The organism is Liquorilactobacillus satsumensis DSM 16230 = JCM 12392 (assembly GCF_001435195.1).
Taxonomy (GTDB): Bacteria; Bacillota; Bacilli; order Lactobacillales; family Lactobacillaceae; genus Liquorilactobacillus; species Liquorilactobacillus satsumensis.
This window is the reverse complement of sequence record NZ_AZFQ01000044.1, coordinates 1684-17581: the sequence shown is the minus strand read 5'-3', so window position 1 is coordinate 17581 and position 15898 is coordinate 1684. Positions and strand designations below refer to the sequence as shown.

The window sequence follows — 15898 nt, the reverse complement described above, 5'->3', positions numbered from 1 at the left end:
ACCTTGAACAAGAAATAGCAGAATAACTAATTTATAATTTTCTCCTCACGCATGCTGAGATAGTGAACCGACCCCACAATTAAATGGTCTAAGAGATTGATCCCCATAATTTCACCGCATTTGCGTAATCTGTTCGTTAACTTAAGATCATTTTGCGAGGGCGTAGGATCTCCGCTAGGATGATTATGCACGACCATGATATGCGCTGCATGGTAACGCAACGCTAAGCTGAAGATTTCGCGCGGATGTACCGTTGCCGCATCGAGCGTCCCTTTGAAAACCGAACGACTTTCTAAAATCTGATTTTTAATATCCAACAAAATCACTTGCAGAGTTTCTTGCTGCAGCATTCCAAGTTCAGCCACCATTCGTTTGCCAATCTCCTGACTGGTATAAATGCGCCCCAAGGTTAGTTTAGGACAGCGTCTAAGTCGAATGGCAAGCTCGCACAAAATTTTTGTCACCATGATCAGTTGTGGATTCCCCCAGAGAACAGCCAGCTCCGTCTCAGTTAAATAGCGCAATTGTCTAAGATCGGAATACTGTTTAAAAAAAAGTTCAACCTTTTTGGCAGCCATTTCTTTTTTTAAGAAAAAATTCAAACACAAAAACAAAAGTTCATGATCGCTTAGACTGCCTGCGGTATAGTTTTCAATCTGCTTAAGTAAGCTACTAGGTTCAATTCTATTGGTCAACAAACTAAAACCTCCCTTTACACTAAAATACGTGTTTCGGGGAAGCTCTGCTTACTTTTGGATGAAGGTTTTAACTTCAGCCAAGTTTGGCAGAACTGCCAATGTTTGTGCACTAACCTCAGCTGTGGCCGGCATCAAGTCTGGAACCATAATTGAAGGAATTCGGGCATTAAAAGCAGCCTTGATCCCATTAAAAGAATCCTCAAGCACAAGTGCTTTTTGTTTTGCAGGAGTTCCCGCTAACGTCCATGCCCGTTCAAAAATATCAGGATCTGGCTTGGAATGCTGCACATCATCGGCTGAGACAATATATTCAAATTGATTGTCAATTTTGGCTGCTTGCAGGAAAAAATCAATTGCAGTGCGATCATTACTAGAAGCTAGTGCTTTTCTTACACCATGATGGGCAAGAAATGTGCTAAGCTCCAAGAAACCCTTTTTGAGGGGTAAGCCATTTTCTTTGATGACATCGAACACAAATTCATGACTCAAATCAATAAACTGCTCAACCAAACTGCGACTGCCATAATCTCGAGTCATGGCATTAATCATTTTTTGCGTACCAGTGCCAATGTATTGTCGATAATATGCAAGTGAATAATTCATTTTTAACTCATCCGCTGCGCGCTGATTAGCAGCATAATAGATTTTTTCAGAATCCACGACGAGTCCATCCATATCAAAAATAACCAGATCTAAGTTCATTGCAATTCTCCTTCATTTTTAGTATTTTTTACTTAAAAAATTGACGGACCTCTGAAATAAAATAAAGCGATCCTGTTACTAATAACACATCATCAGTTGACATTTGCTGCACAGTCTTCACAAGTGCTGGCTGCCATTGCTTTTCATATTGAATCAGCTGATTGTTTGCTGCCATTGCTTGCACATCTGCGACTTTGCGGGGTCCGTTAAAAGTTGTAGCAATCACCGTCGTATTAGCGAGCTGTGCCAGTTCAGCCAGCATTTCACGCGGTTGTTTATCTGCCAGTATCGCAATCAAAATATAGACATGTCGTCCTCGAAAGTCCTGTTTGAGTGATAAAACTAATTCATCGATTGCAGCTTGATTGTGAGCACCATCAAGAATTATCAATGGTTCCTGATTAACAGGTTCAAACCGACCTGGCCAGCATGTTTTCCCCAGCGCTGCTTGCACTTCACGGCGCTTAATTACGCTATGATTTTGGTGTGCCCAGACCAGATAGCTTGTCACAGCAACCGCAGCATTTTCGACTTGAAAATGTCCAGCTAAATCTGTGTGCAACTTTCCAAAGCGTTCTCCAAGACCGGCATAAGAGAAGTCTTCTCCCCAACTGCTTTTCACCAATCTTTGGACGTGATAGTCTTCATTAAAAATATACAGCGGAGCATTCAAAGTGGCTGCCCTTTGACGAATCACTTTTAAAGCTGGTGCTGGCACATTTCCTACCACAACTGGACAGCCTTCTTTGATGATTCCTGCTTTGTGCTGTGCAATTGAAGCAATCGTTGGCCCCAATAATTCTGTATGATCATAGGCAACAGTCGTAATCACAGAAAGAAGTGGAGTTACTACATTTGTTGAATCAAAGGTCCCTCCAATTCCAACCTCAATCAATGCGAGATCAAGCTGGGCTTTTGCAAAGTAAACGAACATCATTGCAGTCAAAATTTCGAACTCAGTTGGACCGCCCTCGGCAGCGGCCAACTGCTGATCCAATTGCAGCGCAACGGGGCCGACCTGATTCACTAGAGACACAATTTCTTCATCAGAGATCATTTTCCCATCAATCTCAATTCTTTCATTGAATTTTACAATAAAAGGAGACGTATATGTTCCAACTCTTAATCCCTGCTGCTGTAGGAGTTCACGCAAAAAAGCAACGGTCGAACCTTTACCATTTGTACCAGTAATATGAATTATAGGAAACTGCTTTTCTGGGTGTCCTAGCGCCTTAACAAAGCGCTGCATTCTTTGCAATGTCGGGCTCTTCTTAAACTTTGTTCTGCCATGAATAAATGAAAGTGCCTCTGCATAGTTCTTTACCAACATCTAGCTGTCCAACCTTTCTCTCACACCTGTTATTTTACCCTAAAAACGCTTTAATAACAAAAAACTCATTTATTGTTGCCGGTGAATATGACCTCCCTAGAAAATTAGAGATGCTCAATTGCACCGCAAAAAGTGAGCGCAAACTCTGAAACATTAAGTTCCAACTGCAAAATTTAAGGAAGGGGCTGTGACAAAAATTAAATTTTGTCACAGCCCCTCTTTTATTCCGGATAAACGTGTTCCATAAGCCAAAATTCTCCGTCTAACTTCGAATTAGCACTCAAATTTTCCCGACTTATGTCACACACTCTCTCTTATGACAGGCTTTTGCAGACGCCTGCTATTTCATTGTTAATCCCTTTATCCTAGTACTATTAATTATTTTTTAACTGTTTAATCCGTTCATTAGTAGAAAGCAGTTTAGCTTTGTAATCTGTCAGTTTTTGGCGTTCCTTTTCAACTACTGCACCAGGAGCATTTGCAACAAAGCGTTCATTCGCAAGTTTCTTTTCTGCACGTGCCACTTCGCCAGCAAGCTTCTCAGCTTCTTTTTGCAGCCGTGCACACTCTTCATCAAGGTTAACCAGATCAGCCAATGGCAAGTAAACTTCGGCACCTGTAATGACTGCAGTAATTGCTAATTTTGGTGCAACTAACTGAGCTCCGATTTCAAGCTTCTTTGGATGACAAAAACGTTCAATATATTCAGTATTGGTCTCAAAAATCTGCTTGGTCTCATCGCTTTTGGTTTTAATAAAAATATCAATTGCACTTGACATTGGTGCATTAGCTTCAGCTCTGCTGTTACGAACAGCTTTGATCAATTCAATTAAATTCTCCATTTGTGTCTGTGCAACCGGATTGTCATATTCAGGATGTACAATTGGATAAGCTGCCGTTACCAACGAAGCCCCCTCATGTGGCATCTCTAACCAAATCTTTTCAGTTACAAATGGCATAATTGGATGCAGTAAACGTAAGGTCTGATCCAATACATAGCACAAAATATCTTGTGTATTCTTCTTTAAGCGCTCATCTTGACCATTAAGGTCTTCTTTTGCCATTTCGATATACCAATCGCAAAAATCATTCCAGATAAAATTGTACAAGGCCCGCCCTGCTTCTCCAAATTCGAAGCTTTCAAATAAACGTGTCACATCAGCTACAGTTTGATTAAGTCTGCTGATAATCCATTTGTCCGATAATTGCCACTGTTCTTTTGCGGGCAACTGTGCCTTAGTATTTTCTGCGAGATTCATGATCACAAAGCGACTTGCATTCCAAATCTTGTTGATAAAATTCCAAGCTGCATCCATCTTGGTATAACTAAAGCGAACATCTTGACCAGGCGCAGAACCATTTGATAAGAACCAGCGCAATGCATCTGCACCATATTTATCAATGACATCCATTGGGTCAATTCCATTTCCAAGCGACTTACTCATTTTACGTCCCTGTTCATCACGAATTAAACCATGGATTAAAACATGCTTGAATGGGCGTTTTTGCGTAAATTCAAGGCTTTGGAAAATCATGCGTGAGACCCAGAAGAAGATAATATCATACCCTGTGACCAGCGTATTAGTTGGGAAATAGCGCTTGAAATCAGGTGCATCTTCATTAGGCCACCCCATTGTAGAAAATGGCCAGAGCGCACTTGAAAACCAGGTATCCAACACATCTGGATCTTGCTTCCAATTTTCAAGATCTGCAGGAGCTTCTTCACCAACATAGACTTCCCCAGTCTTTTTATGATACCAAGCTGGAATCTGATGCCCCCACCACAACTGACGTGAAATTACCCAATCATGAATGTTATCCATCCACTGCGTAAAAGTATGTTCAAACCGCTCAGGCACAAAATCAACCCGTGCAGCTGTCTTTTGATTCTTGAGGGCTGCCTCAGCTAAAGGTTTCATTTTCACAAACCACTGTGTTGAAAGCCGTGCTTCAACCTGTACCCCAGTTCTTTCTGAGTGCCCAACACTATGCACGATTGGTTCAATTTTTAACATATAATCACCATCTTCAAGATCCTTGACAATGGCCTTACGTGCCTCAAAACGATCCATTCCTTCGTACTTGCCTGCATTTTCATTCATTGTTGCGTCTTCATTCATGGTGTTAATACGCTCAAGGTCGTGGCGATTTCCGACTCCAAAATCGTTAGGATCGTGGGCTGGAGTAATTTTAACCATCCCAGTTCCAAATTCAGGATCAACATATTCATCAGCAATAATTGGAATATGACGTCCTTGCAAAGGCAAGACCAACATTTTGCCTACAAGCTCCTGATAACGCTTATCACTCGGGTGAACCGCAACCGCAACATCTCCCATCATTGTTTCCGGACGAGTAGTGGCGATTTCAATGTAATTTTTGCCGTTAAAAGTTGTGCCATCCGCAAAGGGATACTTAACATGGTAAAAAGCACCTTTAACATCCTTGTGAATAACTTCAATATCGGACAAAGCAGTCCGCGCTTTCGGGTCCCAATTGATAATATAGTTTCCCCGATAAATTAAGCCTTTCTGATAAAGATTTACAAAAACCTTCCGCACAGCCTTAGAAAGCCCCTCATCCAGCGTGAAACGTTCACGGCTATAATCAAGTGATAAGCCAAGTTTCTTCCACTGTTGATGGATAATATCAGCATATTCACCCTTCCAATCCCAGACAGTTTGAATGAACTTCTCTCGCCCGAGGTCATAACGTGTAATCCCTTTTTCTGCTAAGCGGGCTTCAACCTTCGCCTGTGTAGCAATTCCAGCATGATCCATTCCTGGCAACCATAAAGTATCAAAACCCTGCATTCTTTTTTGTCGAATCAACATATCCTGTAATGTTGTATCCCAAGCATGCCCTAAATGTAGTTTTCCAGTTACATTTGGTGGTGGAATAACAATTGAATATGGTTTTGCCGTCTGATCAGCACTTGGTTTGAAAACATCTTGATCAAGCCACTCTTGGTAGCGTCCCGGTTCAACCTGTTGCGGATCATATTTAGTTGACATCGAAATCTCTTTTGTCATTTTTTTCACCCTTTCTCAACTCTGCTAAAAACAAAAAAGCCGCCCTAAAAATAGGACGACTGTGCCGTGGTACCACCTAAGTTGGGTTTTTACCCCACTCTTTCCTCGTTAACGAACAGGTTTCGGTCACACTTACTAATTTCAGTGCAACAGCTCACAAGCTACTCATCTTGCTAAAAGTTATGAGATATCCCAGCAAAAAAATTATCTCTTCTCTGGTAACTTCAGTACAAGATCTTCTTGTTCAAAGCTTATGAAGATATCATAACTTTCATTGTAAGCATCGTCAAGGAGTATTAGAGCAATTCTGCAAAAGTATCACTATTTTCAGTTAAAAACTTCTCGCCACTTCTAATTTCTGTGACCTTGACTCCAGCTAAGGCCCGCTTTATCAAAGCGTCAACCGCTAGCCTTGATTCATAAAGACGAGCACGTTCTAACCGGGGTTTTGTTTTGGGAGCCGGTGGAGCAAAGATTGTACAGCAGTCCTCAAAGGGCATGACCGACAATTCAAAAGTGCCAATTTTTTGAGCAATCTCGATAATTTCATTCTTATCTAACGAAACGACTGGTCTTAAAACTGGAAGAGTTGTCACATCGTTAATTGCTACCATACTTTCCAATGTCTGCGAAGCAACTTGTCCCAAAGACTCTCCATTAAAGATTGCAAGATCATCCCGCTTGTCAGCTAACAAAGCTGCAATCCGCAACATAAAGCGGCGCTGAACCGTCATTAAATAACCTGCCGGAACATCATGCTTGACAGTTTCTTGAATTTCAGTAAATGGAACCTCAATAAATTTAATTCTTCCAGCAAAGGGTGCTAGTTTAGCTGTGAGTTCCTTTGCCTTATTTAAAGCCTGCTCGCTAGTATAAGGGGGACTAAAGAAATGAACCATTTCTAGTTCAACCCCTCTTTTAAGTGCTAAATAGCCCGCAACGGGTGAATCGATTCCTCCCGAAATCATCAACATCCCTTTTCCAGCTGTTCCAACTGGCAACCCACCCGCACCATCAATGGTCTGACTGGACAAGAAGATCCCGTTTTGCCGAATTTCTACACGCAAAATCAGATCAGGTTGCTTCATTTTAACCTTGATGCCCGGGATTGTACGCAAAATGTGACCACCTAAAAGGTCGTTCATTTCATTAGTGTCGAGCTTAAAATCATGATCAGAACGACGTGTGTTGATCTTGAACGTCATTCCCGCTTGATAATGCTCTTTGATCATTGCCACAGCAGTTTGCTTAACCGCCTCAACGTCACGCTCAACTTTAATTGAAGGTGAAAAATTCTGAATTCCAAAAACCTGCTGCAATCTTGCCATAACTGCGCTGCTGTCTTCACCATGTAACTGGATATGCATCCGATCACGATTGGCCTTCACCACCAGATCAGGAAAGTCATGCAGTGTTTCACGGACATTGAATCCAAGACGATCAATGAACGCACGCCGATTCTTTCCTTTGGTTGATAACTCGCCATAGCGAACCATTATTTCTGTATACTGCACGTTGGTATTTCCTTTCTTTTATAAAAAACTAATTAATTTTTGCAAACCGTTGATACAGCTGCTCAAATACTCGCACAAATTCTTGTGCTTCTTCCAGTGTATTATGCTCATCGAGACTTACACGCACCGCCGAAGTAGCAATTTTTTCTGGAACCTTCATTGCATTCAATGTCCCAGAAATCACATGCTTTTTCGAAGAACAAGCGCTTGTAGTAGACAAATAAATCTGGTGTTCCTCAAAAGCATGTACAATCGTTTCCCCACGCACACCATCAATTGTGAAACACAAAATATGCGGTGCAAAGGTCTGATCGAGCTGCGAAAACATGGTTACTTTGGGATACTTAATTACATTTTCATAAATAAACTGCTTGATCTTAGCTTGGCGTGCAACTTTTTCCTGTTCGTCTGTCAATAATAAACGCAAGGCCTTTGCCATTGCCGCAATTGCGGGCAAATTTTCGGTGCCGCTGCGCAAATTCTTTTCTTGACCACCACCACTCATTAATGGTGCAAGCTTACGTCCACGTCTCTTGTACATGAACCCAATGCCTCGCGGAGCATGGAATTTGTGACCTGAAAAAGTTACGAAATCGACCCGCTCGTTCATGATCAACTTTTGAATCCCTTTGCCAATCCCCTGAACAGCATCAATGTGAAAATGAATTTTCGGATAATTTTGCAAAACTGCTGCAATCTGCTCAAGCGGTTGAATTGCTCCAATTTCATTATTAACCGCCATGATTGAGACAAGGATAGTATCAGGGCGCAATGCCTGTTCCAAGTCAGTAAGCGAAACATGCCCATGCTGATCAACCGGCAGATAAGTCACTTCAAAACCAAGTTTCTCAAGTTGAGCCATTGAATTCAAAACTGCTGGATGTTCAATACTTGAGGTAATTAGATGTTTTCCGTAGATCTGTTTTTCAATTGCCGTCCCTTTAATTACCCAGTTGTCGCCTTCTGTCCCACCACTCGTGAAATAAATTTCATCCTGTGCAACACCTAACAACTTCGCAATTTGTAACCGCGACTGTTCCAACAAGCCAAAAGCTTGTTCACCTAATGCATGCAGGGAAGAAGGATTTCCCCAAATACTGCTGCTAACCTTCGAGTACGTCTCCAAAACTGCTGGTGCAACTTTTGTTGTTGCGCTATTATCAAAATAAATCATTGCTACCCTTCCTAATGGCTACCTTATTATTAACTAAAAATACCTGTTTAATCAAAAACCTACTAGTCATTTTCCTATAATATAAGCTTCTAAAAACAAAGTCAAATTCTGATGAAAACAAAAGTTCATTGACCAGCAACTGTTCCCCATTGCAGCAATACATCTCAAACGCATTGCAACTAGTTGCTCAATTAATGGCCATTACTCGTACAAAAAGACAAAACTAAAGGACTCAGCCAAAGTATCTTGACCCAGTCCCATTCCTTAATTCTACTTCAAAACATTTACAAGACTGCAGACTCGCAGTTGACATTAAGCTCTACCTTTAGAGCGCATTTTAATGCTACTCTTGTTCCTTACCATTTTGGGTGTGGTAATAACCATCTTCAATTTTTTTATACGCTCCTGGTTCAACTTTATCAACTGCAGTTGCAATTTTTTCAAGGCTGGCAGCATAATCAAATTTTTGATTAAATAGTGCGTAAGCCTCATTAGCTGCCTGTGCAACTTCAGGATAACGCACACGATACCGGTTAGCGTACTGTAACACGCGTTCCGTCAATGCTGAACTATCAACAATATCATTTGTCTTTTCGCTAAGTGCATCTAAATCAGCTTGAACATCTAGCAACGCTTTAGTAATTTCTTCCATATTAATTTTTGTTTTTTCAAGGCTGACACTAAGTGCTTCGATTTCATCACTCACAGTATAGAAATAGTCGAGATATTCCTTAGACAAACCTGGAAGATGTAATTTTTCAAGGTCACGTTTTAGCCGATGGATCTCAAGATCAAACTCTTTAACAGCATTTCTGGCCGCTTGTTCTTCTTGCCATAAATCTTGAACACTATTTCCAATCTGCGTCTGTTTTTTCTCAATTTGTCGGAGCTGTTCGGTCTGTTTGTTCCGTTTTGCAAGCACCTCGGAATAAACAACTGCTTCTTTTGTGACATCTTTTTTGAAAGTAGCCAAGTCTTCTTCAATCGTCTTAAGTTGCTGCTCCAACTCCTGCGCCTCGGCAAGCTCATTATGATTAAATGTATAATTTTGATTCAGGCGGTCAAGTTCTAACAATAATTCATGCTGATTACTGCGCGCATGTTTAACAAATTGCGAAAAAGTTTGTTGCCCCTTTTCAACGTGTGCACGCGCCTTGAGCTCAGCTTCCAGTTCATCATAGAGTTGATTAATCCCCTGATCAATCTTCTGATCATAATTAGCAGCTTCTACTGTCTCAAGCTTAGTCAACCCAATAATACTTTCAGCTACTAAATTCTTTAATTCAGTAATCTTTTTAGCTGGATCATCTTTGAATCGATATCCTTGGCCTTGCATTTGCTGGCTGCCCGCAGTGATTTCTTTTAATTGCACCGGAAAAACATTTTTCAAGTTTCTATAAATAGGTGGAATCGCCTTGAGCATTTTCTCAAGCTGTACCGTTTCTTTGGTCAGTTCATTTAAGATCTTTGAAGACTTGATGTAGTCCCCACCAAGAGCAGTCTTTGTATATGTATCAAAAGTTTTCTCAATACTTGCAAGTCTGTCTTCAAGTTGATCAATACTTGGCCCGTAAGAAAAATTCTTTGCGAGGAGTGTTTTACGCAAATTCTGATACTTTTTTTCCAATTCTTTGATTTTCTTTTGATGTTCAGAATTGCTCCGTTTAAGTGCTGTTAATTCTTTTTTCGTTTGCAGCTCAAGTTTTTGAGCAGCTATAATTTTCGCCTCAATCAGCTTTAGTTCACGTCCCACCTCGAAAAAACGGTAACGCTCATTGCTGACACTCAATTCATCCAAGCGCTCTAAGATTTCCGGCATGTCATGATTAACCATGTATCGATAATCTTGCTTGGTTTCTTCAAAGTGAGACAATGTTTCACCTGCTAATTTGCTTTTTTCAGCATCTTGCAGTTGCTCTTGTACAGTTGAACCTGTAAACTTATTGATTTCTTCTTTCTGCAACGCGATTTCATGTGCATATCTACGTTGAAAGTAGAAAAATGAAAAATAGACCACCACCGCAATTATTACAATTGCACTCAAAACTAGCATCATCCAGTCCACACTCCTAAATATTCACCAGAAGTTCCCCACTTTCCCGAGACTTTCCTTCTTAGTGAAAACACTTAATTCTTTTTAACTTGCTTTAATCTTCCCTTAAGTCTAAAATTTATTTAATTATAGCATAGTATCACCTACACATACACTAGATAACCATTATTAAAGGAGTTTTAAAATGACAAACCACTTGCTGCTTGAGCAACTTGATGCCCTAATTGCAGAAGAAACTAATCCGATTGCTAACATGGCAAATACTGCCGCGTTGCTCTATCACTCTCTTCCAGCGCTTAATTGGGCTGGCTTCTATCTTTACGTTGAAAATACAGATGAGCTTGTCCTGGGGCCCTTCCAAGGAAATGTTGCATGTGTCCGCATTAAAGCTGGTCAAGGAGTATGTGGTAGCGCCCTCGCTGCCGCTAAAACAATTCGGGTTGCTGACGTAACGGCTTTCCCCGGACACATCGCATGCGATGCAGCCAGCTGGGCGGAAATTGTTATTCCGTTGAAGAAGGGAACTCGTATTATAGGTGTGCTTGACATTGACTCCCCCCAAAAGGAACGTTTTAGTCAAGCAGACACCGTTTTGCTAGAAAAAATAGCGCGACTACTGACACGTCGTTCCAACTGGTCTGAAGGTCTGTACATCAGTGCTTGACTTCAAAAAAAAGTTTGGTTATACTTGAGGTTGTGTAAAATAATGCAGCAGTCTGCGGTAAGCTCGTCAACAGTTTATTGCCCCAATCTTGGGTTCAATCAGTACCTCTTCGGCTGCAAGAGTGAACATTGTAAAATAAACTGCACGAATACTAAGCGGACATTAGCTTATTTTACTCCAAAAAAATAATTGGAGGAACTCAATTTATGTCTCGTTATACAGGTCCAAGTTGGAAAGTTTCCCGCCGTTTAGGAATTTCTTTGAGCGGTACAGGAAAAGAATTAGCACGTCGCCCTTACGCACCCGGTGATCATGGTCAAAACAACCGGCGCAAATTATCAGAATATGGTTTGCAGTTACGTGAAAAACAAAAGTTAAGAATGACATACGGCTTGTCTGAACGTCAATTCTCTAACCTCTTTGTCCGCGCAGGTAAAATTCGTGAAGGCCGTCATGGTGACAACTTTATGATCCTGCTTGAACGTCGTCTGGACAACGTTGTTTATCGCTTAGGGTTAGCAACTACTCGTCGTCAGGCCCGTCAGTTGGTAAACCACGGTCATATTACTGTTAATGGTAAACGTGTCGATATTCCTTCATATGAAGTAAAAATCGGCGAAGTTATTTCATTGCGTGAAAAATCAAAGAATTTGCAAATTGTTAAGGCTGCCCTCGAATCAATCGTTGGTCGTCCTCAATTTGTAACTTTCGATGACAACAAGCTTGAAGGCTCATTAGTTCGTTTACCAGAACGTGATGAACTTGAAGGTGAAGTTGACGAAGCGCTTATTGTTGAATACTATAACAAACTTTAATAATTAGCTTAAGCGTTTTGAAAAAGCTGCACAAGGTTGGATTTTTCCAACTTTATGCAGTTTTTTTGTACTTGATTTTATTGGTGATAGCTTAGGCCCTAAAATTGATTTACGCTTTATCCAGACAGAAAAAGAGCGACCATTTCCATCATGAAATAAAGTCGCTTTTTATTACTGATATTAAACTAACACTAAATGCTTTTTATTTAACATTCCAAAAGTAGCTGCAACATCTTTTCAGCAACCGGTGCATCTTGTTGCATCAAAGTATGTTCATGCAGCGTCAAAGACGGTTCCGCATGTGCATTTAGAAAAATAAACTGTTCGCGCGCATCCTTTTCTCTGAGCGGTTGGTAAAGGTTAGGCAGGATGATATCGATTGCTCCGTTTTGCAGGTGCAGAATCTGCGCAAGTTCACGTATTTTCTGTAAATATGATTTGTCCATCTCAGACAAACATTCCAGATACTCTTCCCCAGTTCCAGTTGTTGCATCATAGCGCAAAAAAAGTTGCTCACCGCGTGCCAAAATGCTGGTCTCTTTTCTTCCCTGAAGAATGAGATTGCTTTGCTGTAAGTTATCAAATGGAAAATCCCGCTCTATCTGAGCATAGCGCTTCTGTTTGCGTGTGATTAATTCACTGACTGGACTATGTCCATCGCCCACAATATTTTGTGGAATTCGTTCTAACATGCTGATTGCCTGTCCTTTAACAAGGAGCACTCTGTAAGCAGCACCTCCCTGATATTGCTCAATCACACATTTTTGCTTCTTTTTTAAGAATCCATGCACTGTTTGTCGGAAAACTTTTCGCGCAGGTACATTTCTAAAAGTCAGCGCACCTGCAGTAAAACTTCCTTTGACTACAATCGCACTTTCTTTAATGAGTTCATAAATTTCATCAATTTCTGCTGGATTAGTGATCGTCCAAGTATTTGGAACACCAATTCCGCGACTTTGTACAAGTTGTTGGCAAAGTAAGCGAGCATGCCAGATTTTTGCATACAAAGCACTCGTTTGTGCATCCGTTATTCCATTTAACACCAATTTATTTTCAATCCGCAAAAGTTGCTCTTCTTGTGAGATGATTTCAAAGTCTTTTCCTTCTTTAAGTGCAGCTTTAAGCAAAAATTGCATATTTGCGGTGACTTTTGTTTTCCCAGCCGTTGATTGCCCACCTTTCAAAAAGAAAGCATCAATTTCACGTCCGCTACGCAAAAGTTTAGCAGCTGGCGTCTGCATTGAATCGGTCACTAAATTTTGGAGTTTTTCTAACCCTCCCTGATATATTTGTAACTGAGTCTGCGCAACAAAATGTAATAAACTTGCGATAAATTGTTGTGCTTTTTTATAACAAGCGCTTTGAGCAAATGGATTCTCACGCGCAACTACTTGCTCAAATTTGCAAGCTGCCTGTATTTTTGGTGTGAGTTCCTGTTCTGCAATTCCAGTTGTACACATAAAATAAGCTGTCATTACACTCAACAGGTCCAGCAATTCGGCTTTGAACCCCGTCTTTTCGAACGGGTTCAACTCAATCCCCGTAAGCTTAAAACTACGGACACTTTCTATTTGCACCCCTTTGTTTTCAAGTTGTGTTGTTGTTAAATCAAAGCCTGTCGCAAAAGCAGGCCTAGTTTTTATGTAAGCAGACAGTGTACGATAATCGACTGGTTTTTCTGGTACACCTGCACCTGCTCGAACAGCACTTCTTTGCGGGGTTGCGGTCTGATTCTCCACAGTTAAAAAGGGCGTACATCCCGTCAAATATGTTAATAACCAGTGGTGTGCTACTAATTGCTGTAAAACCTTAAGCGCTAATTGGTTGCGAAAAACTAGGTAATCTATCTTTAGGTGCTGATACTGATTATCATATAAGGTTTTAAAAAGTTGTTCTGGAATGTTCCAATAAAAAGTAGTTGTATTTTGACTAGAATTGGACTCGGAAAAAGCTTGTATTCTTTTCTCAGGTTCAAGTGCAGACTGCACCAACCTTAAAAGCAGCTCAAATTCAGAAAAAACTTTTCCTTTACTCATCCCTGCATGAGTACTTAACTCAAGCAGGGCATCTTTTGCAAAAAACGTACACCGTTCGCTTTGTTTCAATGGGATCTTTGAAGCTTCACTTGATTTGCCGGCAACAATTTCAGCGACTTTTCTGCTTTGTTTAAGCTGCCAGCGGAGTGCCTTAAAAGCACCCATTAATTTTGCGGAATCGATCTGTTTGCCGATTTCATCATATTCCATTTCCGTAACTCACCTTTTCATTTTTCTCTTATTGTACTATTATAACAAAACATGCATCAGATTGCGGTCACTAGTTCAATTCTATGTGAATCTCCCCCATAATGCTATAATTGAAGCAGAAAAGGAGCGAAACTATGAAACAACCACTAGCTTATCGGATGCGTCCTCAGAAAATAGAAGAGATTGTCGGGCAACAGCATCTGGTTGGCCCCGGAAAAATCATTCGCCGTATGGTGGACGCAAAACTGCTGTCCTCTATGATTCTTTATGGACCACCTGGCACAGGGAAAACCAGCATTGCAAGCGCAATCGCTGGTTCTACTAAATATGCTTTTAGAATGCTAAATGCTGCGACTGACTCTAAAAAGGAGCTTGAAATTGTTGTCGCAGAAGCCAAAATGAGTGGTACGGTGATTTTGTTGTTGGATGAAATTCATCGTCTAACTAAACCGAAGCAAGATTTTCTGCTACCACATCTCGAAAATGGCAGAATAATTTTAATTGGCGCCACTACTGAAAATCCTTATATTGCAATCAATCCCGCTATCCGTAGTCGGACACAAATTTTCGAGGTCAAACCTCTTTCAGAAAAAGAAATCGCAAGTGCTTTAAAAAGAGCGCTGGCAGATAAAGAACGCGGTCTTGGAAAACTAAAGCTTAAGCTAGCAGCCACTGCCCAATTACACCTTTGCCGTGCAACCAATGGTGATCTGCGCAGTGCCTTAAATGCCCTCGAACTCGCCGCTGAGTCAACCAAGCCTGCTGCCGACGGGACTATCACTATCACCTTAAAGATTATTGAAGAATGCTTGCAGCATAAGGCGCTCGTTCAAGATAAAAATGGGGACGCCCACTATGATGTTGTGTCGGCTTTTCAAAAGTCGATTCGCGGTTCAGATGCTGATGCCGCACTTCATTACCTTGCACGCCTCCTGGCTGCTGGTGATTTGATTAGTGCTAACCGTCGCCTTTTGACAATTGCTTATGAAGATATTGGATTAGCTAATCCGCAAGCGGCAGCACGAACAGTTGCTGCCGTGACTGCTGCTGAAAAAATTGGTTTACCGGAAGCCCGAATTCCTTTAGCAAACGCAGTCATTGATCTCTGTTTAGCGCCTAAATCAAATTCAGCCATCATGGCCATCGATGCCGCACTTTCGGATATTGATAAAGGTGGCTACGGGGATGTCCCTGCACATTTAAAGGATGCTCACTATCGTGGAGCCGCAAAATTAGGTCGCGGCATCGACTATCATTACCCGCATGAGTATCCGCATGATTGGATTGCACAGCAATATCTCCCGGACCCTCTTAAAAGAAAACATTACTATCAGCCCAAAAATAATGGCCGTTATGAAGAAGCATTAAAAGCTCAATATGAACGCTTAAAAACGGCTCAAGCTAAGGGTTTGCATCTATAGCTAGCATGACTCAAATTGTCAACACATTCCTAATATGCTAGAATATAGATAGATCTGGAATGTACGCGTTATCTCATAAATGTAAGGTTGACCGAACACCTATATATTAGGTTTCTGGAATAGTTGGACGATGACATGCCCCAGCGGGGAAGTTTGAATTCAGCCTAACGGAAACCACCTGCTAGACAGCGGGTTCAACTACAGAGATGATTAACGGCATTAGACGGATTTGCAGGGTTTTCCTTGCTG

At 41.1% G+C, this 15898-nt stretch carries 11 protein-coding genes, 1 other RNA gene and 1 other annotated feature; of the genes, 4 read left to right on the top strand and 8 right to left on the bottom strand.

Translation table 11 applies throughout. The features are described 5' to 3' along the window. Positions 1 to 26: 26 nt before the first annotated feature. The 7 genes from FD50_RS06975 to ezrA all read right to left on the bottom strand — a co-directional run bounded on the left by FD50_RS06975 (position 27) and on the right by ezrA (position 10506). Positions 27 to 695 carry a JAB domain-containing protein gene (locus tag FD50_RS06975; RefSeq protein ID WP_228889674.1) on the bottom strand — a complete coding sequence of 223 codons (669 nt, stop codon included), beginning with the start codon at positions 693 to 695 and terminating at the stop codon, positions 27 to 29. A 51-nt stretch (positions 696 to 746) separates the two neighbouring features. Next, the gene (locus FD50_RS06970) at positions 747 to 1400 is read right to left on the bottom strand and encodes an HAD family hydrolase (RefSeq protein WP_054757368.1); all 654 of its coding nucleotides are present in this window, start codon (positions 1398 to 1400) and stop codon (positions 747 to 749) included. Positions 1401 to 1428: 28 nt separating this feature from the next. Then, entirely contained in the window at positions 1429 to 2730 is a 1302-nt protein-coding gene (locus FD50_RS06965; protein ID WP_056960935.1) for a bifunctional folylpolyglutamate synthase/dihydrofolate synthase, read from the bottom strand. A gap of 374 nt (positions 2731 to 3104) precedes the next feature. Next, entirely contained in the window at positions 3105 to 5762 is a 2658-nt protein-coding gene (locus FD50_RS06960) for a valine--tRNA ligase (protein ID WP_056960934.1), read from the bottom strand. Between the two features lie 48 nt (positions 5763 to 5810). Then, positions 5811 to 6019, bottom strand: a binding site (T-box leader). A gap of 39 nt (positions 6020 to 6058) precedes the next feature. After that, positions 6059 to 7276 (bottom strand): tRNA uracil 4-sulfurtransferase ThiI, encoded by a 1218-nt coding sequence (thiI, locus tag FD50_RS06955; RefSeq protein ID WP_056960933.1) that lies wholly within the window; start codon positions 7274 to 7276, stop codon positions 6059 to 6061. 28 nt (positions 7277 to 7304) lie between these two features. After that, positions 7305 to 8450, bottom strand: coding sequence for a cysteine desulfurase family protein (locus tag FD50_RS06950; protein WP_056960932.1), 1146 nt, complete (start codon positions 8448 to 8450; stop codon positions 7305 to 7307). Positions 8451 to 8793: 343 nt separating this feature from the next. Then, complete coding sequence (gene ezrA, locus FD50_RS06945) at positions 8794 to 10506, bottom strand: septation ring formation regulator EzrA (RefSeq protein ID WP_056960931.1); 1713 nt, start codon at positions 10504 to 10506, stop codon at positions 8794 to 8796. Between the two features lie 181 nt (positions 10507 to 10687). Here ezrA and FD50_RS06940 point away from each other — a divergent pair, with 181 nt between their 5' ends. Further along, positions 10688 to 11167, top strand: a complete 480-nt coding sequence (locus FD50_RS06940; protein ID WP_056960930.1) for a GAF domain-containing protein — start codon at positions 10688 to 10690, stop codon at positions 11165 to 11167. A 206-nt stretch (positions 11168 to 11373) separates the two neighbouring features. Then, positions 11374 to 11982, top strand: coding sequence for a 30S ribosomal protein S4 (gene rpsD / locus FD50_RS06935; RefSeq protein ID WP_054757363.1), 609 nt, complete (start codon positions 11374 to 11376; stop codon positions 11980 to 11982). Positions 11983 to 12188: 206 nt separating this feature from the next. On the opposite strand, the gene FD50_RS06930 is transcribed toward rpsD, so the two are convergent. Beyond that, positions 12189 to 14228, bottom strand: coding sequence for a hypothetical protein (locus FD50_RS06930; RefSeq protein WP_056960929.1), 2040 nt, complete (start codon positions 14226 to 14228; stop codon positions 12189 to 12191). Between the two features lie 134 nt (positions 14229 to 14362). On the opposite strand from FD50_RS06930, the gene FD50_RS06925 reads away from it, so the two are divergent. After that, positions 14363 to 15649, top strand: a complete 1287-nt coding sequence (locus FD50_RS06925; protein WP_056960928.1) for a replication-associated recombination protein A — start codon at positions 14363 to 14365, stop codon at positions 15647 to 15649. 48 nt (positions 15650 to 15697) lie between these two features. Beyond that, a non-coding RNA gene (ssrS, locus tag FD50_RS12510) (6S RNA) lies at positions 15698 to 15883 on the top strand. Positions 15884 to 15898 lie beyond the last annotated feature (15 nt).

What these genes read in the sequence shown, in the direction of transcription:
- FD50_RS06970 (WP_054757368.1), bottom strand. Translation starts at nt 1,400, where the DNA reads ATGAACTTAGATCTGGTTATTTTTGATATGGATGGACTCGTCGTGGAT.
- FD50_RS06965 (WP_056960935.1), bottom strand. Translation starts at nt 2,730, where the DNA reads ATGTTGGTAAAGAACTATGCAGAGGCACTTTCATTTATTCATGGCAGA.
- FD50_RS06960 (WP_056960934.1), bottom strand. Translation starts at nt 5,762, where the DNA reads ATGACAAAAGAGATTTCGATGTCAACTAAATATGATCCGCAACAGGTT.
- FD50_RS06950 (WP_056960932.1), bottom strand. Translation starts at nt 8,450, where the DNA reads ATGATTTATTTTGATAATAGCGCAACAACAAAAGTTGCACCAGCAGTT.
- ezrA (WP_056960931.1), bottom strand. Translation starts at nt 10,506, where the DNA reads ATGATGCTAGTTTTGAGTGCAATTGTAATAATTGCGGTGGTGGTCTAT.
- FD50_RS06940 (WP_056960930.1), top strand. Translation starts at nt 10,688, where the DNA reads ATGACAAACCACTTGCTGCTTGAGCAACTTGATGCCCTAATTGCAGAA.
- rpsD (WP_054757363.1), top strand. Translation starts at nt 11,374, where the DNA reads ATGTCTCGTTATACAGGTCCAAGTTGGAAAGTTTCCCGCCGTTTAGGA.
- FD50_RS06930 (WP_056960929.1), bottom strand. Translation starts at nt 14,228, where the DNA reads ATGGAATATGATGAAATCGGCAAACAGATCGATTCCGCAAAATTAATG.
- FD50_RS06925 (WP_056960928.1), top strand. Translation starts at nt 14,363, where the DNA reads ATGAAACAACCACTAGCTTATCGGATGCGTCCTCAGAAAATAGAAGAG.